The organism is Cupriavidus sp. 2TAF22 (assembly GCF_052115045.1).
Lineage (GTDB): Bacteria > Pseudomonadota > Gammaproteobacteria > Burkholderiales > Burkholderiaceae > Cupriavidus.
Genome location: NZ_JBFRFX010000002.1, coordinates 457,156 through 477,666 on the forward strand (window position 1 = coordinate 457,156; position 20,511 = coordinate 477,666).

Consider the following 20,511-nt stretch of genomic DNA (forward strand, 5'->3'; position numbering starts at 1 on the left):
ATCATGCGCCGTACCCGCAATGCCAAGATTGTCGCCACCATCGGCCCCGCGAGCAGCGATGCCGCCACGCTGCGCCGCCTGTTCCAGGCCGGTGCCGATGTGTTCCGGCTGAACTTCAGCCACGGCACGCACGCCGACCACAAGGCGAGGCTCGCGCTGATCCGCGACCTTGAGACGGAGCTGGGCCGGCCGATCGGCGTGCTGCTCGACCTGCAGGGCCCGAAGCTGCGCGTGGGGCAATTCGGCGATGGCCCGGTGACGCTGGTGGCGGGTCAGTCGTTCCGGCTCGACATGGACCGGGACCGTCCCGGCGACGCCACCCGCGTGGCCCTGCCGCATCCCGAGATCTTCGCCGCGCTGCAGGCCGACACCGACCTCCTGCTCGACGACGGCAAGCTGCGCCTGCGCGTCAAGGCCTTTGGCCCCGATTTCGCGCAGACCGAGGTGATCGACGGCGGCCTGCTATCCGATCGCAAGGGCGTCAACGTGCCCGGCGTGGTGCTGCCGCTGTCGGCGCTGACGGCCAAGGACAGGGAAGACCTGGACTACGGGCTGTCGCTGGGCGTGGACTGGATCGCCTTGTCCTTCGTCCAGCGCGCGGAGGATATCCGCGAGATCAAGCAGATCGTCGGGGGACGCGCCGGCATCGTCGCCAAGCTGGAGAAGCCCGCTGCCATCGCCGAGCTGCAGGCGATCGTGGCCGAGACCGATGCGGTGATGGTGGCGCGCGGCGATCTCGGCGTGGAACTGCCCGCCGAGCAGGTGCCGGCGATCCAGAAGCGCATCGTGCAGGCTTGCCGCCGCGCCGGCAAGCCCGTCATCGTGGCCACGCAGATGCTGGAGTCGATGGTGAGCTCGCCGGTGCCCACCCGCGCCGAGGCCTCCGATGTGGCAACCGCCATCTACGACGGCGCCGACGCGGTGATGCTGTCCGCCGAATCGGCCTCAGGCAGGTATCCGGTGGAAGCCGTGCAGATGATGAACAGCATCATCGTGCAGACCGAGGCCGACCCCTACTACCGGGAGTTCATGGAGGCCTCGCAGACGCCGCCGACGCCGGATATCGCCAATGCCATCGGCAGCGCCATGCGGCGCGTGGCGGGGCTCCTGCACGTGGCCACCACCGTGGCGTACACCAGTTCGGGATACTCCGCGATGCGCATGTCGCGCGAGCGGCCCGAAGCGCCCATCATCGGCATGACGCCGAGCCTGCATGCCGCGCGCGCCATGGCGCTGGTGTGGGGCGTGCATGCGGTGGTGATCCACGAGGTGGAGAGCGTCACGGAGATGACCACCTATGCGTGCGACACCGCGGAGCAGGAGGGCTTTGCAAAGCCCGGTCAGGTGATCGTGATCTCGGCCGGCATGCCGTTCGGCACGCCCGGCACCACCAACCTGCTGCGCATCGCCACGGTCGGCCAGCCCGCCGCCTGACTGGCACCGTCAACGACTTCACTGAAACAAGGGCGACACCATGACTGCTATTCGTTCGATCCGCGGCTTCGAGGTTCTCGACTCCCGCGGCAACCCCACCGTGGCCGCAGAGGTCACGCTGTCCGACGGCGCTTGCGGCTACGCCGCCTCCCCTTCCGGCGCATCCACCGGCAGCCGCGAAGCGCTGGAGCTGCGCGACAATGACCCGGCCCGCTACGGCGGCAAGGGCGTGCTGCGCGCCGTGGCGCACGTCAACCACGAACTGAGCGCCATGCTGGTCGGGTGCGACGCCGCCGACCAGTCCGCGGTGGACGGCCTGCTGCTGCAGGCCGACGACACGCCGGCCAAATCGCGGCTGGGCGCCAACGCGCTGCTCGCCGTGTCGCTGGCCACCGCGCGCGCCGCGGCGGCGTCCGAGGGCGTGCCGCAGTACCGGCGCTTCGGCAACCCGGCACGCTTTGTCCTGCCGGTGCCGATGATGAACGTCATCAACGGCGGCGCCCATGCCGACAACAACGTCGACATCCAGGAGTTCATGATCCTGCCGGTAGGTGCCGTCTCGTTCGCACAGGCCGTGCAGTGGGGGGCCGAAGTATTCCACGCGCTCAAAAGCGTGCTGCGCAAGCGCGGGCTTGCCACGGCAGTGGGCGACGAAGGCGGATTCGCGCCGGACCTGCCATCGAACGAAGCCGCGCTCGAGGCCATCCTCGCCGCCATCGATCTCGCCGGCTATCGCGCGGGAACGGATATCGTGCTCGGCCTGGATGTGGCCAGTTCGGAGCTGTACGAGAATGGCGTCTACAGCCTGGCATCCGAAGGCAAGCATTTCGACGCGGCGGGCTTTTGCGACTACCTGGGCTCGCTGGCGAAGGCCTATCCCATCGTCACCATCGAAGACGGTATGGCCGAGGACGATTGGGCCGGCTGGAAGCTGCTGACGCAGGCGCTGGGCCAGCGCCTGCAACTGGTGGGCGACGACCTGTTCGTCACCAGCACCGCTACCCTGGAGCGCGGGATCCGCGAGGGCATTGCCAACTCCATCCTGATCAAGCCCAATCAGATTGGCACGCTGACCGAAACGCTCGCGGCGATCTCGATGGCGACGGCAGCCGGATACACGGCGGTGGTATCCCACCGCTCGGGGGAAACGGAAGACACCACCATTGCCGACATTGCCGTGGGAACGTCGGCAACGCAGATCAAGACCGGCTCGCTCTGCCGGTCGGACCGGGTGGCGAAGTACAACCGGATTCTGCGCATCGAGGCGGAGCTCGGCGAGCTGGCGAGCTACGCGGGACGGAACGCATTCAGCACAGTCAGCGCGGCCTGCGCGAGCGCTGCCGCCGCCAGGCCGCAGCAGCGGGCCGCCGGGAGGCCGTAGCCGGCCATCGTCGACGGCGGGCAAAAAGAAGGCCCTCGCAATGGAGGGCCCTCTTCCTTGTACTACCTGCGCCAGGCTTCAGACTGCGGCGCGCCGTCTAGTCCGGCTTCTGGCAAACGGTCTCGCCGCTTGCCGGATTGCCTTGTCGCACCGCAGTCACGCGCAAACGCGCGCTCAGCCAGCGAAATTCTGGCCGGCGAAGTCCCAGTTCACGACGTTCCAGAATGCCTCGACGTACTTCGGACGGGCATTGCGGTAGTCGATGTAGTAAGCGTGTTCCCACACGTCGCAGGTCAGCAGCGGCTTGGCGTCGGTGGTCAGCGGCGTGGCAGCGTTGGAGGTCGAGACCAGGTCCAGCGAACCGTCGGCCTTCTTCACCAGCCAGGCCCAGCCCGAACCGAAGGTGCCGACTGCGGTCTTGGTGAACTCTTCCTTGAACTTGTCGAACGAGCCGAACTTGGCGTTGATGGCATCGGCCAGTGCGCCGGTCGGCTGGCCGCCGCCGTTGGGCTTGAGCGAGTCCCAGTAGAAGGTGTGGTTCCACACCTGCGCGGCGTTGTTGAAGATGCCGCCGGAGGACTTCTTGACGATTTCCTCGAGGGACGAGTTCTCGAACTCGGTGCCCTTGATCAGGTTGTTCAGGTTGGTGACGTAGGTCTGGTGGTGCTTGTCATGGTGGAACTCCAGGGTCTCCTTGGAGATGTGCGGAGCGAGCGCATCATGCGCGTAGGGCAGCGGGGGGAGAGTATGTTCCATTGTTCTGTCTCTGTGGGGTTGAAGATCAGTAATTCTCAGGAATTGTCGATTGTAGGGGACTTGCCAGACCCGCGCAAACGCGGAAAACAAAGCCCCCTCGATCATATTAGGTTCATCGATATGCGCTTGCTGTCGGTGCCTCGCCGACGCCCGCGGCGCGCCTACAGATCTGCCAGCCGCGGCTGCACGCTGGCGATGGCGGCGTCGGCCACGCCCTCGGCCAGGTGGACTTCGATGGTGCTGCCGGCGCGCAGCTCGGACGGTGAGCGCAGCGCGCGCCCGCGCTGGTCGATGAGCACGGCGTAGCCGCGTTCCAGCGTGCGTTGCGGCGCCAGCAGCTCCAGCGCGCCGGCGGCGCGCTGCCAGCGTTGGCCGGCGCGCTCGTGCTGGCGCTGGGTGGCGTCGCGCATGCGCAGCGCGGCACGGCGCAGCTCCGCCTGGGCCAGCGCCAGATCGGGGCGACCGGCGGCCCAGCGCATGGCCAGCACCTGCTGCCGGTGACGCTGGGCAGCCACGGTATCGCGCAGCGCACTGCGCAGGTGCCGCATGAGGTTGTCGACCTGCGAGCGGCGCTCCTGCAGTTGCGCCTGGGGGCTGCGCAGGCGGCGCGCCAGCCAGTCCAGGTTCTGGGCGCGGCGGTCGAGCTGGCGCTGCATGCACTGGGCCAGTGCGTGGCGTGCGCGCATGGCCTGCATCAGCATGTGGGCCCGGTCCGGGCTGACCAGCTCGGCGGCACCGGTGGGGGTGGGGGCGCGCACATCGGCCACGAAATCGGCAATGGTGAAATCGGTCTCATGGCCGACACCCGACACCAGCGGCACGGCGCAGCGCGCGATGGCCTGCGCCACGCTTTCCTCGTTGAACGACCACAGGTCTTCGATGCTGCCGCCGCCACGGCACAGGATCAGCACATCGCACTCATTGCGCGCGCTGGCCAGATCGATCATCGAGGCGATCTTGTCGGCGGCGCCCGCGCCTTGCACCGGCACCGGATAGACCACCACCGGCACGTGCGGCGCGCGCCGGCGCAACGTGCTGAGCACGTCGCGCAGTGCCGCCGCCTGCAGCGAAGTGACCACGCCGATGGTGCGCGGGTGGGCGGGCACGGCACGCTTGCGTTCCGGCGCGAACAGCCCGGCCTGCGAGAGCTTTTCCTTCAGGCGCAGGAACGCTTCGTACAGATTGCCGATGCCGGCGCGGCGCATGGCCTCCACGCCGAGCTGGAGTTCGCCGCGTGCCTCGTACATCGACACCAGCGCGCGCACTTCCACCGCCTCGCCTTCGCGCGGCGCAAAGTCCACATGCTGATTGCGCCCCCGGAACATCACGCAGCGGATCTGGGCGCGCGCGTCCTTGAGCGAAAAGTACCAGTGCCCGCTCGCAGCACGCGTGAAATTGGAGATTTCGCCCCTTACCCAGGTCAGCGGAAAGTTGCGCTCGAGCACCTGCGCGATGGCATGGTTGAGCTCGCCGACGGGAATGGCTTCGCGCCCGCCACCGGGTGCCATGGGCTGTGATTCACGCGAAAAGTTCAGCGGTTCGGGCATGCGGCGCGGCCGCGCAAGCGGCGTGGAATTGACATGTCCACAGCATAACCGGTCTGTCAAGCCTCTTGGTGCAAGGAGGCCCTGCGACCCGCAAAGCCGCATGACTTGACACAAGCCTTTGATTCTTATGTGGTTTCTTCCGTCTTATTTTTTAGGCAATGTAAGCAAACCCCTTATGCGTCAACGACTTACCGGCTGCACCCCCGGCTTGTTCACAAAGTTATCCACAGGAACTCTGGACAACCTGAATGTGTGGCTCCTGCCTGTGGATTACTTTGCCGCCGGGGGCCACGCGCCTGTGGGCAATCCGGAAAAGCAGTCGCGTCGCCGTGGAAAAGGCTCCCGGCATCACAAACGTCGCCCGACACGAATCTGTCACGAAACCGCAGGCTTTTCGCCCCCTGCCCAATTTTTAATCAGGAAAGTTAGTTTTATTTGTAATCAATGACTTATCCTGTTTTCCAGCCAGTTTTCCACAACCCGTCCACAAGCCTGTCCCGGCCGAATGTGGAAAATGAGAGACATGGGTGATTTTTTTGCGATTCGTGCCCGCGACGACCCTTATCCGCCCTGTCTGGCCCCCACTGCACATTATTTGAGCAGCACATAAAATAGGTTTTCCATTCAATGACTTAGGGTCGTTTCCAGGCAGCTGTCCACAACCGGTCCACAATCCTGTCCTGCTTTTATGTGGACATCCGTAAACCCCACCGCCGCCGGTTTCCATCTCGTGGAAGGAGGTCCGCATCACAACCTGGCTGCCTGTTTTTTAGGCTGCCAGGGATTTTTCCTTTTGAATCAATAACCTGACAGGCTTGTCAGGCAGCTGTCCACAATCCATCCACAGCACTGTCCCGCCTGGATGTGGACATCCCGCCGGGCGACGCCAGGCTGCGGCGATGCGCCGCCGATACACCACGGTCCAGCGTCTTGCCGCGCCACGCCGCCGCGGGTTAGAGTGGCGCCTGATTTTTTCCAACAGAGCCAGCGCGCGTACGGCTGCAGCGGCTGGCCTGCAAACAAGCCGTCGAATTTCGGGGTTCCACGTGTTTTCCATCATTCAAGCGGCCGGCTGGCCGATCTGGCCCTTGTTGATCGCCTCGGTCATCGCCCTGGCGCTGGTCGTCGAACGGTTCCTCAGCCTCAAGCGCAGCAAGGTGCTGCCGCCCAGGCTGTATGAGGAGGCGCTGACGGTGGCGCACCAGCGCCGCGCCACGCCCGAGGTGGTAAGCACGCTCGAACAGAATTCGCCACTGGGCCGCGTGCTGGCGGCGGGCCTGCGCCACGTCGTGCTGCAGCCCCATACCTCGCGCGACGCTGCCAAGGAAGTGGTGGAAGAAGCCGGCCGCGCGGTAGCGCACGAGCTGGAGCGCTACCTGAATGCGCTCGGCACCATCGCCTCGGTGGCGCCGCTGATGGGCCTGCTGGGCACCGTGATCGGCATGATCGAGATCTTTGGCAGCCAGGGCGGCTCCGGCGCCAGCCCAGAACAGCTCGCGCACGGCATCTCGGTGGCGCTCTACAACACCGCCTTCGGCCTGATCATCGCGATTCCCGCGCTGATCTTCTGGCGCTATTTCCGCCGCCGCGTGGACGACTACGTGGCCGAGCTGGAATTCCGCGCCACGGCGTTCCTGGATGCCATCCTGCCGCAGCGCCGGGCCTAATGCGCTACTGACCGCCATGCACTTCCGTTCCCGCCAGAGGCGCGAAGAACCCGAGATCAACCTGATCCCGCTGATCGACGTCCTGCTCGTGATCCTGATCTTCCTGATGATCACGACCACCTATTCGCGCTACACCGAACTCCAGGTCCAGTTGCCCACCGCGGATGCCGAGAAGGCCCAGCAGCGCCCGGGCGAGATCGTGGTGACGGTATCGGCCAAGGGCGTCTACGCCATCAACAAGCAGGTCATGGACCAGCAGGACGTGACCAGCCTCGCCGCGCGCCTGCGCGAGGTGGCAGGTACCGGCAGCGGCCAGCCGCCCGTGCTGATCGTCAATGYCGACGCGCAGGCCAGCCACCAGTCGGTGATCAATGTCATGGAAGCCGCGCGCCTGGCCGGCCTGTCGCGCCTGACCTTCGCCACGCAGAGTTCGCAGGCGCGCTGAGCCGGCGCCGGGCCGGCGCTGCGCGAAGGCCGGCAAACCCCGGCCTTGCCGTGGGCGCCTCAAGGTGCCCATAATGGTTGGATAAGCCGGGCGCGACACGCTGCGCGCCGCGGCCCGCCCGGAGTGCCGCGTTATGCCGCGCTCTCTTTCGCGCCCCCCCTTTCACCGTTACCGCCCGTCCTTTCCCGACGCCACATGCCCGCTCCCCGCCACGCCCTAGCCGACTTCGTGACCGCCCAGTGGCAGCGCCGTGGCTGGTTCGCCTGGCTGATGCTGCCCCTGTCGTGGGTGTTCGGCCTGGTCAGCGGCTGGCGCCGCCTGGCCTACCGGCGCGGCTGGTACCGCTCCACGCGACTGCCCATGCCGGTGGTGGTGGTCGGCAATGTCACGGTGGGCGGCACCGGCAAGACCCCCGCCGTGATCGCCCTGGCCCATGCGCTGGCTGAGGCCGGCCTGCGCCCGGGCGTGGTCTCGCGCGGCTACGGCGTCAAGCTCAGGCATCCGCGCCGGGTCAAGCCGACCTCGCAGGCCAAGGACGTCGGCGACGAGCCGCTGCTGATCGCGCGCGCCGCCGATGTGCCGGTATGGGTCTTCCCGGACCGCGCGCTATGCGCCCAGACCATGCTGGTGTCCCATCCCGGCGTCAATGTGCTGCTGCTCGACGACGGCCTGCAGCACTACCGGCTGCAGCGCGACTTCGAGATCGTGATGTTCGACGCGCGCATGGGCGGCAACGGCTTCCTGTTGCCGGCGGGCCCGCTGCGCGAGCCGCTGTCGCGCCGTCGCGACGCCACCCTGATCAATGACCCGGAATTCCGTGCCAGCCCGGCCCGGCCAGAGGTCTACGGCATGCGCCTGGAGCTGGACGAAGCCTGGCAGCTGGCCGACCCGACCATGGCGCGTCCGCTGTCCGCGTTCGCCGGGCAGCGCGTGCTGGCCGCGGCCGGCATCGGCAACCCGGAGCGCTTCTTCGCCAGCCTGCGCGCGGCCGGCCTGCAGCCGGACACCATGCCGCTGCCGGACCATTACGACTTCGCCGAGGACCCTTTCGCCGACGATCCCGTCGCGCGCGCGGCTGACGCCATCCTGATCACGGAGAAGGATGCCGTAAAATGCGAGCGCCTCAGCGACCCGCTCGATCCGCGGATCTGGGTCGTTCCCACCACGCCCGTGATCGACGCGGGCCTGATCGACAAAATTCGCCGCGCTGTCGCCGCGCATGCCCAGTCCGCCTCCGGCGCGGCAGGTGCAGCGGCCGCCGCAGGCCACACCAAGGAAACACGAGATGGACAACCGGCTGCTTGAAATCCTGGTCTGCCCGCTCTGCAAGAGCAAGCTGGAACACGACCGCGCCGCCCAGGAGCTGATCTGCCAGGTCGACAAGCTGGCCTACCCGATCCGCGACGGCATTCCCGTGATGCTGGCCGACGAGGCCCGCCAGACCGTGCCGGGCCGGCTGGTCTCGCCCGAATAAGCATCGAACGCCCATCGAACGCCATCCAAGCACGCCAAGCACGCGCCATGTCCCTGCCCGCCTTCACTGTCGTCATTCCGGCCCGCCTGGCCTCGACCCGGCTGCCCAACAAGCCGCTGGCCGATATCGGCGGCAGGCCCATGATCGTACGCGTGGCCGAACGCGCCCACGCGAGCTCCGCCGCGCGTACGGTGGTGGCCACCGATGCGCCTGAAGTGGCGGCCGCCTGCGCCGCGCATGGCATCGAGGCCTTGCTGACACGCTCCGACCATCCGTCCGGCACCGACCGCCTGGCCGAAGTGGCCACGCTGCTGGGCCTGGCCGATGACGCCATCGTGGTCAACGTGCAAGGCGACGAGCCGCTGATCGAGCCGGGCCTGATCGACGAAGTGGCGCTGCACCTGGCGCACCATGCCGATTGCGCCATCGCCACCGCCGCCCATCCGATCGGCGAGATTGCCGAAGTCTTCAATCCCAATGTGGTGAAGGTGGTGTGCGACGCCGCCGGACGCGCGCTGTATTTCTCGCGGGCGCCGATTCCCTGGGCGCGCGATGCCTGGGCCGGTGTCCCCGCGCAGGCCGCCGCCACGGCCCAGGTGGCGCTGCCGGGCATGCCGGTGCTGCGTCACATCGGCCTGTACGCCTACCGCGCCGGCTTCCTGCGGCGCTTCCCCACGCTGGCGGCGGCGCCGCTGGAACAGGCCGAGGCGCTCGAGCAGCTGCGCGCGATGTGGCATGGCGAGCGCATCGGCGTGCTGCAGACCGCCGCCGCGCCCGCGCCGGGTGTCGATACGCAGGCCGACCTGGAGCGCGTGCGCGCGCTGTGGGCACAGTCGATGGCGCAGGAAGGTCCCTGAAGTCACATCCGAGCGGGCCGGACCGCCCGCCGCCGATACCGGCACGGCATCACCGGCACAAGTGTCATGACAGTTCTCACCACGGCTGCAGGCCGTTTTCGCGCCGCCTCATGGCATAATGCTCGACGATACAGAGCCGTCGGGCGCCAGGCGCCCGGCCAAGGCTCGGTGGGAGATGAAAGAGCGAGCCCGTCCGGTACCCGTCCGCCGCCATCGGTAGCGGCCAACAGCGTACCGGCCGTCAACAGACCAGACTCCGATCCGAGGCGTGCCGCACTTGCGGCGCGGTAAGCCTCGCGTCAAGTTTCGGCGTTACCCTCCTTCTATCCCCCGCCTTACCAGATTCAAAACTCTGAGGACCCGTAAATGCGTTTGATCCTGTTGGGCGCGCCCGGCGCCGGCAAAGGCACGCAAGCCCAGTTCATCTGCGAGAAGTTCGGCATCCCGCAAATCTCCACCGGCGACATGCTGCGCGCGGCGGTGAAGGCAGGCACGCCGCTCGGCGTGGCAGCCAAGAAGGTGATGGACGCAGGTGGCCTGGTGTCTGACGACATCATCATCGGCCTGGTCAGGGATCGCCTGCAGGCGGCCGACTGCAAGGGTGGCTACCTGTTCGACGGTTTCCCGCGCACCATTCCCCAGGCCGAAGCCATGAAGGAAGCGGGCGTGGCGATCGACTACGTGCTGGAGATCGACGTGCCGTTCGACGCCATCATCGAGCGCATGAGCGGCCGCCGGGCACACGTAGCCTCGGGCCGTACCTATCACGTCAAGTACAACCCGCCCAAGGCCGAAGGCCTCGACGATGTCACCGGCGAGCCGCTGATCCAGCGCGACGACGACAAGGAAGAGACCGTCAAGAAACGCCTGGACGTCTACTCGCAGCAGACCCGTCCGCTGGTGGACTACTACTCCAAGTGGGCCGCCGAGGGCGATGGCACCGCCAAGGTCGCGCCGCCGCAGTATCGCAAGATCGCGGGCGTGGGCAGCGTGGACGACATCACCGCGCGCGTGTTCGACGCACTGAAGTAAGCGGCAGCAGCGGCGCCCGCGCCGCGCCACCGGGAAAAGGCAGCCTTCGGGCTGCCTTTTTCATTTGCGGCGCCGGCGTGCGGGCGATGCCGGCGATGCCGGCGGGACGACCATCGCTGACTCTCGATTGACGTTTACGTAAACGTTATGCCAACATGCCGATCCAACGGCATTGCAAATTCCGAACCCCGAGATCGAAGGAGAGAGACAGGCATGGAAATCCGCGACAACGTATTCATCGTCACCGGCGGCGCGTCGGGCCTGGGCGAAGGCAGCGCCCGCATGCTGGCCGCGGCCGGCGGCAAGGTCGTGATCGCCGACCTCAACGAAGCCGCCGGCGCGGCGCTGGCCACCGAGCTTGGCGGGCGCTTCGTGCGCTGCGACGTCACCAGCGAGGCCGATGGACAGGCCGTGGTGGCCGCCGCCACCGCGCTCGGCCGCCTGGCCGGGCTGGTCAACTGCGCCGGCATCGCCACCGCCAACAAGACGGTCGGCAAGAACGGCCCCCACCCGCTCGACGCCTTCGACAAGACCATCCGCGTCAACCTGATCGGCACCTTCAACATGATCCGGCTGGCTGCCGCGGCCATGGTGCAGAACACGCCCGACGCCGAAGGCGAGCGCGGCGTGATCGTCAATACCGCCTCGGTGGCGGCCTTCGACGGCCAGATCGGCCAGGCCGCCTACGCCGCCTCCAAGGGCGGCGTGGTGGCCATGACCCTGGCCATCGCGCGCGACCTGTCGCGCGACGGCGTGCGCTGCATGACCATCGCGCCCGGCCTCTTCGAGACGCCGATGCTGCTGGGCATGCCGCAGGAAGTGCAGGACGCGCTCGGCAAGATGGTACCGTTCCCGCCGCGCCTGGGCCGCCCGGCCGAGTACGCCAAGATGGTCGGCGCCATCCTCGGCAACACCATGCTCAACGGCGAGGTGATCCGGCTCGACGGCGCCATCCGCATGCAGCCGAAGTAAGTTCAGCCGGCGCTGTGCGCCGGCATCAGCATCACTAGCGTCAATCCCGGCGCGGCGGCCGGCACCAGCGTGAGCTGCTCGAAATGCAGCAAGCCGCGCCGCGGATGGAGGAAACCGCGGCGGCCGCCCTGCCGCTCCTCCACATCCTGCGAGACCCAGTCCGCGCGAAAGGCCGGGCTTTCGGCCAGCAGGCCCTCGACCAGCGCCCGCGTGGGTGGATCTTCGGCATGGCGGATGCTGTGGGCGCGGAATTCCGCCACCAGCCGGGCCGCCCGGTGCGGCCAGTCTTCCACCAGCGCCTGCAGCCCCGGCGACAGGAACATGCTGCGCAACAGGTTGCGCTCACTGCTGGCGTCGTCCAGCCATCCCACGAACAGGTCCGCCGCCGCGGCATTCCACACCAGTGCGTTCCACTGCCGGTCCAGCAGGTAGGCCGGGCCGCTGATCGCTTCCACGCTCGCCATCACGGTCGCCGGCACGTGCGTGTCCTGTGCCTGCATCGGGTCGCGGCGGCCGGCCAGCTCGAACAGATAGGCACGTTCGGCACGCGACAGCCGCAGCGCGCCCGCCAGGCCGTCCAGCGCACGCGCGGACAGCGCTACCGGGCGCCCCTGCTCCAGCCATGTCACCCAGGTGGCGCTCAGCCCCGCCAGTTGCGCCAGCTCTTCCCTGCGCAAGCCCGGCGTGCGCCGCCGCCGGCCCGGGGCCAGGCCGACTTCGGACGGTGCCAGCCGCTCGCGGTGCGCACGCAGGAAACGCCCGAGCACGGCTTCGCGGGTTAGCTCGCGCTCACTGGCGGCGTCATTCGGGGCAGCGGCTTCTGCAAGTGGCGTGGTGTCGTTCATCAGGTCGTCGGGGCAGGCCCTGGTCGGTATCCAGTAGAAGCTGGTGCGTTTTATACCAGGATAAATCGGTGACTTGTACCGGGAAAACAGCCTGCTACAGTACGTCGAAGCCACCTGAAGGGCAAGTCCCGCCGGGTGGCCTCCAGATTCCCGGTCCCCGGTCACCAGAACCCACCAGCGGCCAGCGCCGCCAGGAGAACCCCATGCAACAACAAGACCTTGTCGCCGCCCAGTTCGGCGCGACCGCCAGCGCCTACCTCACCAGCGCGGTCCACGCCCAGGGCGCGGACCTGCAGCAGCTGGCGCGGGCGCTGGCGGACATCCCCGCGGCGCGCGTGCTCGACCTGGGTTGTGGCGCCGGCCACGCCAGCTTTGCCGCGGCGGGCGCCGCCGCCGAAGTGACGGCTTACGATCTCTCGGCCGAGATGCTGGCGGTGGTGGAAGCCGCCGCGCGCGACAAGGGCCTGGGCAATATCGTCACGCGCCAGGGTGCGGCGGAATCGCTGCCGTTCGAGGATGCCAGCTTCGACGCCGTGATCTCGCGCATGAGCGCCCACCACTGGCGCGACGTGCCGGCGGCGCTGGCCGAGATGCACCGGGTGCTCAAGCCCGGCGGCAGGGTCGTGCTGATCGATATCGCCGGCGCCGAGGATCCCTTGCTCGACACCTGGCTGCAGTCGGTGGAACTGTTGCGCGATCCTTCCCATATCCGCGACTACACCGGCCGCGCCTGGCTGGCGATGCTGGCGACCGCCGGCTTCGCGGCCAGCGTGTCGCCGGTGTGGCGGATCGAACTGGAATTCGCCAGCTGGGTGCAGCGCATGCGCACGCCCGAGGTGGCGGTGGCGGCCATCCGGCACCTGTGGCAGCTGGCGCCGGCGGAAGTCCGCGACCACTATCTTGTGCAGGCTGACGGCAGTTTTGCGCTGGAGGCCGTGATGGTGACGGCGACGCGCGCCTGAACGCCGGCCGGGCCCAACCAGCCTACGGCATGGCGGGCTCGGCCGGCAGCGGCAGGCTCTGCACCATCTGCCAGACCGCCGCCGCGGAGGGCGACAGCGAGCGGTCCTCGCGGCACACCATGACGATGCGCCGCTCCTCGCGCGGCGTGAGCGGGCGCCACACCAGCGGCGACGCCGCCGGCAGCGGCAGCGAGAACGACGGCAGCACCGAGGCGCCGATGCCGGCCTCGACCATGCCGAACACGCTGGCCGAATGCCCCAGCTCCTGCACCACGCTCGGCGCCACGCCGTGGCTGGCGAAGATGCGGTCGATCAGCGGCCGGCTGCCCGAGGCGAAATCCAGCAGGACCAGCGGCATGCCGTCCAGCGCGCTCCAGGGCACCGACTCCGCGCTGGCCAGCGGATGGTCGCGCCGGCAGACGAAGCAGAACGGGTCGGTGGCCAGCGGCGCGATGGTCAGCCCCTCGCGCGCCAGCGGGTCGATCAGCACGCCGAAATCCACCGCGCCGGCACGGATCTGCTCGAGCCCGTCGGCCTGCACGTTATCGCGCACGCTCAGGCGGATGTCCGGGTACTGGCGCGCGCAGGCGGAGACGTAAAGCGGCATCAGGCGCGCCGAGATCGTGGGTGCGCTGGCAATCACGACCCGCCCGCGATAGCGCTCCCCCAGCTGGCGTGTTTCTTCCAGTGTGTCGTCGAGCTGGCCTAGCAGGCGCTCGATGGCCGGCGCCAGCGCCTGGCCCGCCTCGGTCACCACCACTTCGCGCGTGGTCCGGTCGAGCAAGCGCACGCCAAGTGCTTCTTCCAGCTCAGCCACGCCCCGGCTGACGGCGGGCTGGGTCAGCCCCACGGCATCAGCGGCACGGCTGAAGCTGCCGTGCCCGACCACGGCGAGGAACACCCGCAACTGGCGCAATGTGTAATTCATGCGTTTATGAGATCAATGAATGCGATAAATGAATTTGCATTCTAGGCTGCGGTGGCGTCCAATACTAGGCGAAACCCTTATCCAACACTGCTGTCATGTCCGCCATCCTCTCACCCTTCAAGAAAATCTACGACCTGATCGACGGTTTCGTCCTGATCATGCTCACCGCCATCGGCATCGCGCTGCTGGCGCCCCAGCTCGGCACCGGCGACGGTCCGCTGCACCTGGGCCTTGTCACCAATCTGGGCGTGGCGCTGGTGTTCTTCCTGCACGGCGCGGCGCTGTCGCGCGACAAGCTGGTGGCCGGCGCGCGTCACTGGCGCCTGCATGCGTTCGTGCAGACCTTCACCTATATCGTCTTCCCGGTGGTCGGGCTGGCGCTGATGTTCGGCCTGCGCCATATGCTGCCCGCCGAGCTGCTGCTGGGCGTGTTCTACCTGTGCGCGCTGCCGTCGACGGTATCGTCCTCGGTGGCGATGACATCGATGGCGCGCGGCAACGTGCCCGGCGCCATTTTCAACGCCACCATCTCCGGCCTGATCGGCATGGCCGCCACCCCGCTGCTGATGGGCCTGGTGATCAGCGCCAGCGGCGCCTCCATGCCGCTGGGCAAGGCGCTGATGGGCGTGGCGCTGCAACTGCTGCTGCCGTTCGCACTGGGCCAGGCGGCCCGCCCGCTGATCGCCAGCTGGCTGGCCAAGAAGAAGCAGGTCACCAACAAGATCGACCGCGGCGTGATCGTGCTGATCGTCTATTCCTCGTTCTGCGACGCCACCGCCGCCGGCCTGTGGCGCAAGTACAACTGGGAAACCATCGGCGCGGTGATGGTCCTGGCCGCCGTGCTGCTGCTGGTGATCCTGGCCACCACCACCTTCACCGCGCGCCGCCTGGGCTTCTCGGTGGAAGACGAGATCACCGCGGTGTTCTGCGGCTCCAAGAAGAGCCTGGCCAACGGCATCCCGATGGCCAAGATCCTGTTCGCCGGCCATCCGGCGCTGGGCCTGCTGGTGCTGCCGCTGATGGTCTACCACCAGTTGCAGCTGATCGTCTGCTCGGTGATCGCCTCGCGCTACGCCAACCGCGACGCGCTCCCCGATGGCGCCACCGCACGCGCGTAAGTCTTCGCGCACAAGAGTCTTCGCGCACAAGAGTCTTCGCGCACAAGAGTCTTCGCGCACAAGAGTCTTCGCGCACAAGAGTCTTCGCGCACAAGGCAAAATGGCCGGCGGATGCCGGCCATTTTGCTTTCTGGCTGCCTTCCGGCGGCTCCCCGCCCTACACCGACGGATTCTTCGACAGAGGCGGATTGCGCGCGAAGTAATTGCGGATGCCGCGCAGGATGGCGTTGGCCAGCTGCTCCTGGTGGTTCTCGTCGTTGAGCTTGCGCTCCTCTTCGGGGTTGCTGATGAAGGCGGTCTCGACCAGGATCGAGGGAATGTCCGGTGCCTTCAGCACGGCAAAGCCCGCCTGCTCCACGCTGCCCTTGTGCAGCCTGTTGATGCCGCCGATTTCCGCGAGCACCGCCTTGCCCACCTGCAGGCTGTCGTTGATCTGCGCGGTGGTGGACAGGTCCAGCAGCACGCGCGCGACCTGGGCATCCTTGTTGCCCATGTTGGCGCCGCCGATCAGATCGGAGGCGTTCTCCTTGTTGGCCATCCAGCGTGCCGCGCTGCTCGACGCGCCGCGCTCGGACAGCGCGAACACGGAGGCCCCCTTGGCTTCCGGCGACAGGAAGGCATCGGCGTGGATCGACACGAACAGGTCGGCCTGCACGCGGCGCGCCTTCTGCACGCGCACGTTCAGCGGCACGAAGAAATCGGCGTCGCGCGTCATCATGGCCCGCATATTGGGCTGCGCGTCGATCTTGGCGCGCAGGCGGTGCGCGATCTGCAGCACCACGTCCTTCTCGCGCGAACCGGACGCGCCGGTGGCGCCGGGGTCTTCGCCGCCGTGGCCCGGGTCGATCGCCACCGTCAGCAGGCGGCGCATCTTGAAGGGCCGGTCGGCCGGCGCATTGTTGGCCGGCAGCGCGGGCGGCGCATTGTTCTGCGCCAGCGGCGGCACGGGCGGCGCGCCTGCCGTGGGCGGTGTGGCGGGCGCCTGCGGCCTGGGCCGGTTCGCCGCCATCGGCGGCAGGGCCGGCACCGGATTGGCGCCCTTGTCGTCGAACTTGCGCACCAGCGCGCCGATGGCATCTTCCTCGCCCGTGGCGGGCGCGCCGGACACACCATCGGCGCCCGCCGGCGGCGGCGTCGCGGCAAAGCGGCGCTGCTTGTCCTCGGTGTCGCGCACCAGCTTCCACAGCGGATCGGGCGGGTTGACCGGGTAGAGATCGAACACCAGGCGGTTGCGGTAGCTGCCGATCGGCGCCAGCGTAAACACCTGCGGCGAGACGTCTTCCTTCAGGTCGAACACCAGCCGCACCACGCGCGGGCGGTTCTGCCCGACGCGCACGGTCTGGATATAGGGGTCATTGGAGGTGACCTTGGCCACCAGTTCGCGCAGCGTAGGCGACAGGTCCAGGCCATCGATGTCCACCACCAGGCGGTCGGGGCCGTGGACCATCTGGTGCACGGCGGCCAGCGGCGCATCGGACTCGATGGTGACGCGGGTGTATTCCTCGGCGGGCCAGACGCGCACGGCCACGATGCCGGCGCCGAAGGCGATCTGAGGCCCCGCCAGCGTCAGCACCACGCTGCCGGCGCCGGCCTTGAGACACTGCGCCAGCCATTTACGGCGGGCCAGCAACAATTCATCGGGACGGTCGGTAGCGAGTCGCTTGATCAGCATGCGCAAAGCAGGGTAAGTCCAGTCTGAGTATAGGCACGAAGCGTAACCATCCGACGCTCCGCAGCATCGTCGGCGTCGCTTGTGTCCGATTGGAGCAACAAGTGAAGGTCGGGTTCCCCGAGCAGCCGGCCGGCTTTCTCCGGCCACTCGACCAGGTTGACGGCGGGTTCGGCGAAACAGTCGCGGAACCCGGCATCGGCCCATTCCTCCGGATCGGCGAAACGGTACAGGTCGAAGTGGTAGACGGTCAGCGGCGAGCCATCCGCGCGCGTGACCGCGTACGGCTCGCACAGCGTGTAGGTGGGGCTGCGGACCTTGCCCTGATGGCCGAGCGCGCGCAGGATCGCGCGCGACAGCGTGGTCTTGCCCGCGCCAAGATCGCCCGACAGCTGCAGGTGCACGGTCTGCGGCGGCAACGCGCGCGCCGCGCCGGCCAGTGCCGCGCCCAGCCGCGCGGTGGCGGCTTCGTCTGGCAGGATCAAGGTGCGTTCTTCGAGCAAGGGCATTGCGTACAATTCGGGAATGATCGACCGTGCAACCCAGGCGCCAGCCGCCACCCAACCTCCTCCCGCCAGCGGCGGCGCCCGTGCGGACGCCGCGCGGCTGGATGCGCTGGCGCGCTCGATCCGGACGTGGGGCGCGGAACTGGGCTTCGACGCGGTCAGCATCGCCGAAGTCGACCTGAGCCGGGCGGAAGCGGGGTTGATGGCGTGGCTGGCACAGGGCTACCACGGCGACATGGATTATATGGCCAACCACGGCCTGCGGCGCGCCCGCCCAGCCGAACTCGTGCCCGGCACGGTACGCGCCATCGTGGCGCGCATGCCTTACCTGCCGGCTTCCGGCGAAGCCGACTGGCGCGGCCACGAACTGGCCCGGCTGGACGATCCCGCCACCGCGGTGATCTCGCTCTATGCGCGCGGCCGGGACTACCACAAGGTGCTGCGCAACCGCCTGCAGCAGCTCGCCAGCCGCATCGAAGCCGCCATCGGCCCGTTCGGCTACCGGGTCTTTACCGACTCCGCGCCGGTCATGGAGGTGGCGCTGGCCACGCAGGGCGGACTGGGCTGGCGCGGCAAGCATACGCTGCTGCTGGACCGGGACGGCGGCTCGATGTTCTTCCTCGGCGAGATCCTGGTCGACGTGCCCTTTCCCGCCGACCAGCCGCTGGAGCCCCATTGCGGCAGTTGCCGCCGCTGCATCGACATCTGCCCGACCCAGGCCATCCTCGAACCGTACCGGCTCGACGCGCGCCGCTGCATTTCCTACCTGACGATCGAGCACAAGGGCGCCATCCCCGAGCCGCTGCGCGCCCCCATGGGCAACCGCGTGTACGGGTGCGACGATTGCCAGCTGGCCTGTCCCTGGAACAAGTTTGCCCACCGCGCGACGCTGCCTGACTTCGACGTGCGCAATGGCTTCGGGGCGCCCGACATGGTCACGCTGTTCGGCTGGACGGAAACGGAGTTCAACCAGCGACTCGAAGGCAGCCCGATCCGCCGCATCGGCCACGAGCGCTGGCTGCGCAACCTGGCGGTGGGCCTGGGCAACAGCCTTCGCGCAGCCTGCGAGACCGGCGACGCCGCCCTCGCCGCGCGCATCCGCGCCGCGCTCGGCGCGCGCCAGGCCGACGCCAGCCCGCTGGTGCGCGAGCATATCGGCTGGGCGCTGGCGCAGGATGTGGGCGCCGACGCGCCGGCCTGCATCGCGGATTGAGCCGGCTAACTGACCAGCGACAGCCAGAACGGCGTCGTGACGATGGCGGCGATGGTCATCACGGAGATGGTGGCCGCCACCATCGGCCCGTTGCCGCCCATGCGCACGGCCAGGATATAGGCGCTCGACGCCGTCGGCAGCGAAGCGAACAGCACCACGATCTGCGACTGCAGCTCCGTCAGCGGGAGCATCCGCCCCACCGCCCACGCAAAGCACGGCATTGCCAGCAGCTTGACCCCGCTCCACCACGCCATCGGCCCGACCGCGCCGGAGGCGCCGCGCATCTGCAGCCCGGCGCCCACCGTGATCAGCCCCAGCGCGGTCGATGCCGAGCCCAGCCGCGTCAGCGTCGTCGCCAGTACCTCCGGCGGATGCAGGCCCAGCAGGTTGGTCAGCAAGCCGCCCGCGGTGGCCAGGATCAGCGGGTTGCGCGCGATTTCGCGCCACACGCGCGCCTCGCCGTGACGGGCCAGGGCCCAGACCGCCACCACATTGCACAGCGGCACCGTGCAGCCGACGATCACCGCCATCATGGCCAGGCCCTCGCTGCCGCCCAGGCGCGCGGCCAGCGCCAGCCCGATATAGGAATTGAAGCGGAAGGCGGTCTGCAGGCCGGAGGCGAAGTCGACCGGCGCGGGCCGCAGCGCCCACTTGGCCGCGTATCCGCCAGCCATGCCGAAGGCAGTGGTCATCACGGCCAGCCCGAGCATGGCCGAAGTCGACGAAAAGTCGAACTTGGCGCTGTTGGTGGACTGCAGCAGCAGCGCCGGGAAGAGGACGAAGTACACAAGGCGTTCGACGCCGGACCAGAACGCGCGGTCGAACGACGTGTAGCGCACCAGCAGCCAGCCAATCAGGATGAGGCTGAAATCCGGCACCAGCAGCAAGGCAAAAGACATTGTCTCGTTTTATTTTTCGTGATGGCCGCCGCGCCGGTGGCGGCCAGGTTCCGGCCATGGGAAGGGACGGAAGGATGGCATCGTCATGTGCCGACTAGGGCAGATACCAATTGGTATTGTTCCAGAATTCGCCCAATATGGCACGTTCCGTCGTACCGTCCACGCCTCATGTTGCCCCGTCGTACCCCGTCCGCGCGCGCCCTGCTGCGCCATCGCGCAAGCCAGCTGGCGCTCGTCCTGTGCGCAGGCGCGGCGCTGGCCCTGCCGGCGCCGCACGCGCGCGCCGGCGAGATCGAGGGCATGCGCATCGACGACGCAACCCGCGTGGGCGGCAAGGAATTGCAGCTCAACGGCACCGGCCTGCGCTCTGGCTTTGTCATCAAGGGCTACGTGGCCGCGCTCTACCTGCCGGAGAAAGCCCGCAACGCCACCGTGGTGCTGGGTGTGCCCGGCCCCAAGCGGCTGCAGATCCGGCCGCTGCGCGAGGTAAGGTCGGAGGCATTCTTCAAGGCGCTCAACCAGGGCATCCGCGAAAATCACAGCGAGATGCAGGTGCTGCGCCTGTCGGACCGCATGCTCCAGCTACGCCAGACCATGGAGCAGATGGGCACCGCCCGCAAAGGCGACGTGATCGACTTCGACTTCTCGCCCGACGGCGGCACCGTGGTCGCCATCAACGGCACGCCACGCGGCAGGGCAATTCCGGGCGAGGACTTCTACCAGGCCGTGCTGCGCATCTTCCTGGGCGACCATCCGGTCGACCGGGATCTCAAGCGCGGGCTCCTGGGCGGCTGAACGCCGGCGGA

20 protein-coding genes are annotated in these 20,511 nt (G+C 68.1%); 13 read left to right on the forward strand and 7 right to left on the reverse strand.

Annotated features, from left to right (window positions below; genetic code table 11):
* Nucleotides 1-3 precede the first annotated feature (3 nt).
* Nucleotides 4-1,434 carry a pyruvate kinase gene (gene pyk, locus AB4Z48_RS04630; protein ID WP_441612692.1) on the forward strand — a complete coding sequence of 477 codons (1,431 nt, stop codon included), beginning with the start codon at nt 4-6 and terminating at the stop codon, nt 1,432-1,434.
* 40 nt (nt 1,435-1,474) lie between these two features.
* A complete protein-coding gene (eno, locus tag AB4Z48_RS04635; protein WP_441612693.1) occupies nt 1,475-2,815 on the forward strand; it encodes a phosphopyruvate hydratase in 1,341 nt (446 codons plus the stop codon).
* 174 nt (nt 2,816-2,989) lie between these two features.
* On the opposite strand, the gene sodB is transcribed toward eno, so the two are convergent.
* Together sodB and xseA are read right to left on the reverse strand one after the other, a co-directional pair.
* Nucleotides 2,990-3,571, reverse strand: a complete 582-nt coding sequence (gene sodB, locus AB4Z48_RS04640; RefSeq protein WP_441612694.1) for a superoxide dismutase [Fe] — start codon at nt 3,569-3,571, stop codon at nt 2,990-2,992.
* Between the two features lie 161 nt (nt 3,572-3,732).
* A complete protein-coding gene (xseA, locus tag AB4Z48_RS04645) occupies nt 3,733-5,118 on the reverse strand; it encodes an exodeoxyribonuclease VII large subunit (RefSeq protein WP_441612695.1) in 1,386 nt (461 codons plus the stop codon).
* A gap of 1,046 nt (nt 5,119-6,164) precedes the next feature.
* Between xseA and AB4Z48_RS04650 the strand changes: the two genes are divergently transcribed.
* From AB4Z48_RS04650 to AB4Z48_RS04680, 7 genes are all read left to right on the forward strand, one after another.
* Complete coding sequence (locus AB4Z48_RS04650; protein WP_441612696.1) at nt 6,165-6,785, forward strand: MotA/TolQ/ExbB proton channel family protein; 621 nt, start codon at nt 6,165-6,167, stop codon at nt 6,783-6,785.
* Between the two features lie 16 nt (nt 6,786-6,801).
* Nucleotides 6,802-7,230 carry an ExbD/TolR family protein gene (locus AB4Z48_RS04655; protein ID WP_441612697.1) on the forward strand — a complete coding sequence of 143 codons (429 nt, stop codon included), beginning with the start codon at nt 6,802-6,804 and terminating at the stop codon, nt 7,228-7,230.
* 195 nt (nt 7,231-7,425) lie between these two features.
* Complete coding sequence (gene lpxK, locus AB4Z48_RS04660) at nt 7,426-8,535, forward strand: tetraacyldisaccharide 4'-kinase (RefSeq protein WP_441612698.1); 1,110 nt, start codon at nt 7,426-7,428, stop codon at nt 8,533-8,535.
* On the forward strand, nt 8,516-8,704 hold the full coding sequence (locus AB4Z48_RS04665) for a Trm112 family protein (protein ID WP_441612699.1): 189 nt from the start codon (nt 8,516-8,518) through the stop codon (nt 8,702-8,704). The genes lpxK and AB4Z48_RS04665 overlap by 20 nt, the downstream gene beginning before the upstream one ends.
* A 47-nt stretch (nt 8,705-8,751) precedes the next feature.
* On the forward strand, nt 8,752-9,561 hold the full coding sequence (gene kdsB, locus AB4Z48_RS04670) for a 3-deoxy-manno-octulosonate cytidylyltransferase (RefSeq protein WP_441612700.1): 810 nt from the start codon (nt 8,752-8,754) through the stop codon (nt 9,559-9,561).
* 366 nt (nt 9,562-9,927) lie between these two features.
* Entirely contained in the window at nt 9,928-10,593 is a 666-nt protein-coding gene (adk, locus tag AB4Z48_RS04675) for an adenylate kinase (RefSeq protein ID WP_441612701.1), read from the forward strand.
* Between the two features lie 213 nt (nt 10,594-10,806).
* Nucleotides 10,807-11,565 carry a 3-hydroxyacyl-CoA dehydrogenase gene (locus tag AB4Z48_RS04680; RefSeq protein ID WP_441612702.1) on the forward strand — a complete coding sequence of 253 codons (759 nt, stop codon included), beginning with the start codon at nt 10,807-10,809 and terminating at the stop codon, nt 11,563-11,565.
* Nucleotides 11,566-11,567: 2 nt separating this feature from the next.
* Here the strand turns inward: AB4Z48_RS04680 and AB4Z48_RS04685 are convergent, their stop codons facing one another.
* Nucleotides 11,568-12,410 carry a helix-turn-helix transcriptional regulator gene (locus AB4Z48_RS04685; RefSeq protein WP_441612703.1) on the reverse strand — a complete coding sequence of 281 codons (843 nt, stop codon included), beginning with the start codon at nt 12,408-12,410 and terminating at the stop codon, nt 11,568-11,570.
* A gap of 203 nt (nt 12,411-12,613) precedes the next feature.
* On the opposite strand from AB4Z48_RS04685, the gene AB4Z48_RS04690 reads away from it, so the two are divergent.
* Complete coding sequence (locus AB4Z48_RS04690; RefSeq protein WP_441612704.1) at nt 12,614-13,372, forward strand: class I SAM-dependent methyltransferase; 759 nt, start codon at nt 12,614-12,616, stop codon at nt 13,370-13,372.
* 22 nt (nt 13,373-13,394) lie between these two features.
* On the opposite strand, the gene AB4Z48_RS04695 is transcribed toward AB4Z48_RS04690, so the two are convergent.
* Complete coding sequence (locus AB4Z48_RS04695; RefSeq protein WP_441612705.1) at nt 13,395-14,300, reverse strand: LysR family transcriptional regulator; 906 nt, start codon at nt 14,298-14,300, stop codon at nt 13,395-13,397.
* A 95-nt stretch (nt 14,301-14,395) separates the two neighbouring features.
* On the opposite strand from AB4Z48_RS04695, the gene AB4Z48_RS04700 reads away from it, so the two are divergent.
* Nucleotides 14,396-15,418: a bile acid:sodium symporter family protein gene (locus tag AB4Z48_RS04700; protein WP_441612706.1), complete on the forward strand. Its 1,023-nt coding sequence runs from the start codon at nt 14,396-14,398 to the stop codon at nt 15,416-15,418.
* 157 nt (nt 15,419-15,575) lie between these two features.
* On the opposite strand, the gene AB4Z48_RS04705 is transcribed toward AB4Z48_RS04700, so the two are convergent.
* The gene (locus AB4Z48_RS04705; protein ID WP_441612707.1) at nt 15,576-17,090 is read right to left on the reverse strand and encodes an N-acetylmuramoyl-L-alanine amidase; all 1,515 of its coding nucleotides are present in this window, start codon (nt 17,088-17,090) and stop codon (nt 15,576-15,578) included.
* Nucleotides 17,084-17,596: a tRNA (adenosine(37)-N6)-threonylcarbamoyltransferase complex ATPase subunit type 1 TsaE gene (gene tsaE, locus AB4Z48_RS04710; protein WP_441612733.1), complete on the reverse strand. Its 513-nt coding sequence runs from the start codon at nt 17,594-17,596 to the stop codon at nt 17,084-17,086. The genes AB4Z48_RS04705 and tsaE overlap by 7 nt, the downstream gene beginning before the upstream one ends.
* A 16-nt stretch (nt 17,597-17,612) precedes the next feature.
* Here tsaE and queG point away from each other — a divergent pair, with 16 nt between their 5' ends.
* Entirely contained in the window at nt 17,613-18,806 is a 1,194-nt protein-coding gene (queG, locus tag AB4Z48_RS04715) for a tRNA epoxyqueuosine(34) reductase QueG (RefSeq protein ID WP_441612708.1), read from the forward strand.
* A 5-nt stretch (nt 18,807-18,811) separates the two neighbouring features.
* Here the strand turns inward: queG and AB4Z48_RS04720 are convergent, their stop codons facing one another.
* On the reverse strand, nt 18,812-19,705 hold the full coding sequence (locus AB4Z48_RS04720) for an AEC family transporter (protein ID WP_441612709.1): 894 nt from the start codon (nt 19,703-19,705) through the stop codon (nt 18,812-18,814).
* A gap of 168 nt (nt 19,706-19,873) precedes the next feature.
* Here AB4Z48_RS04720 and AB4Z48_RS04725 point away from each other — a divergent pair, with 168 nt between their 5' ends.
* Nucleotides 19,874-20,500 (forward strand): chalcone isomerase family protein, encoded by a 627-nt coding sequence (locus AB4Z48_RS04725; RefSeq protein ID WP_441612710.1) that lies wholly within the window; start codon nt 19,874-19,876, stop codon nt 20,498-20,500.
* Nucleotides 20,501-20,511: the final 11 nt, after the last annotated feature.

Excerpts from the sequence above, each read along its gene's own strand:
- AB4Z48_RS04690 (WP_441612704.1), top strand. The coding sequence starts at position 12,614 with ATGCAACAACAAGACCTTGTCGCCGCCCAGTTCGGCGCGACCGCCAGC.
- queG (WP_441612708.1), top strand. The coding sequence starts at position 17,613 with ATGATCGACCGTGCAACCCAGGCGCCAGCCGCCACCCAACCTCCTCCC.
- xseA (WP_441612695.1), bottom strand. The coding sequence starts at position 5,118 with ATGCCCGAACCGCTGAACTTTTCGCGTGAATCACAGCCCATGGCACCC.
- AB4Z48_RS04720 (WP_441612709.1), bottom strand. The coding sequence starts at position 19,705 with ATGTCTTTTGCCTTGCTGCTGGTGCCGGATTTCAGCCTCATCCTGATT.
- AB4Z48_RS04695 (WP_441612705.1), bottom strand. The coding sequence starts at position 14,300 with ATGAATTACACATTGCGCCAGTTGCGGGTGTTCCTCGCCGTGGTCGGG.
- eno (WP_441612693.1), top strand. The coding sequence starts at position 1,475 with ATGACTGCTATTCGTTCGATCCGCGGCTTCGAGGTTCTCGACTCCCGC.
- kdsB (WP_441612700.1), top strand. The coding sequence starts at position 8,752 with ATGTCCCTGCCCGCCTTCACTGTCGTCATTCCGGCCCGCCTGGCCTCG.
- AB4Z48_RS04725 (WP_441612710.1), top strand. The coding sequence starts at position 19,874 with ATGTTGCCCCGTCGTACCCCGTCCGCGCGCGCCCTGCTGCGCCATCGC.
- adk (WP_441612701.1), top strand. The coding sequence starts at position 9,928 with ATGCGTTTGATCCTGTTGGGCGCGCCCGGCGCCGGCAAAGGCACGCAA.
- AB4Z48_RS04665 (WP_441612699.1), top strand. The coding sequence starts at position 8,516 with ATGGACAACCGGCTGCTTGAAATCCTGGTCTGCCCGCTCTGCAAGAGC.
- AB4Z48_RS04680 (WP_441612702.1), top strand. The coding sequence starts at position 10,807 with ATGGAAATCCGCGACAACGTATTCATCGTCACCGGCGGCGCGTCGGGC.
- AB4Z48_RS04700 (WP_441612706.1), top strand. The coding sequence starts at position 14,396 with ATGTCCGCCATCCTCTCACCCTTCAAGAAAATCTACGACCTGATCGAC.
- lpxK (WP_441612698.1), top strand. The coding sequence starts at position 7,426 with ATGCCCGCTCCCCGCCACGCCCTAGCCGACTTCGTGACCGCCCAGTGG.
- AB4Z48_RS04685 (WP_441612703.1), bottom strand. The coding sequence starts at position 12,410 with ATGAACGACACCACGCCACTTGCAGAAGCCGCTGCCCCGAATGACGCC.
- AB4Z48_RS04705 (WP_441612707.1), bottom strand. The coding sequence starts at position 17,090 with ATGCTGATCAAGCGACTCGCTACCGACCGTCCCGATGAATTGTTGCTG.
- pyk (WP_441612692.1), top strand. The coding sequence starts at position 4 with ATGCGCCGTACCCGCAATGCCAAGATTGTCGCCACCATCGGCCCCGCG.
- sodB (WP_441612694.1), bottom strand. The coding sequence starts at position 3,571 with ATGGAACATACTCTCCCCCCGCTGCCCTACGCGCATGATGCGCTCGCT.
- tsaE (WP_441612733.1), bottom strand. The coding sequence starts at position 17,596 with ATGCCCTTGCTCGAAGAACGCACCTTGATCCTGCCAGACGAAGCCGCC.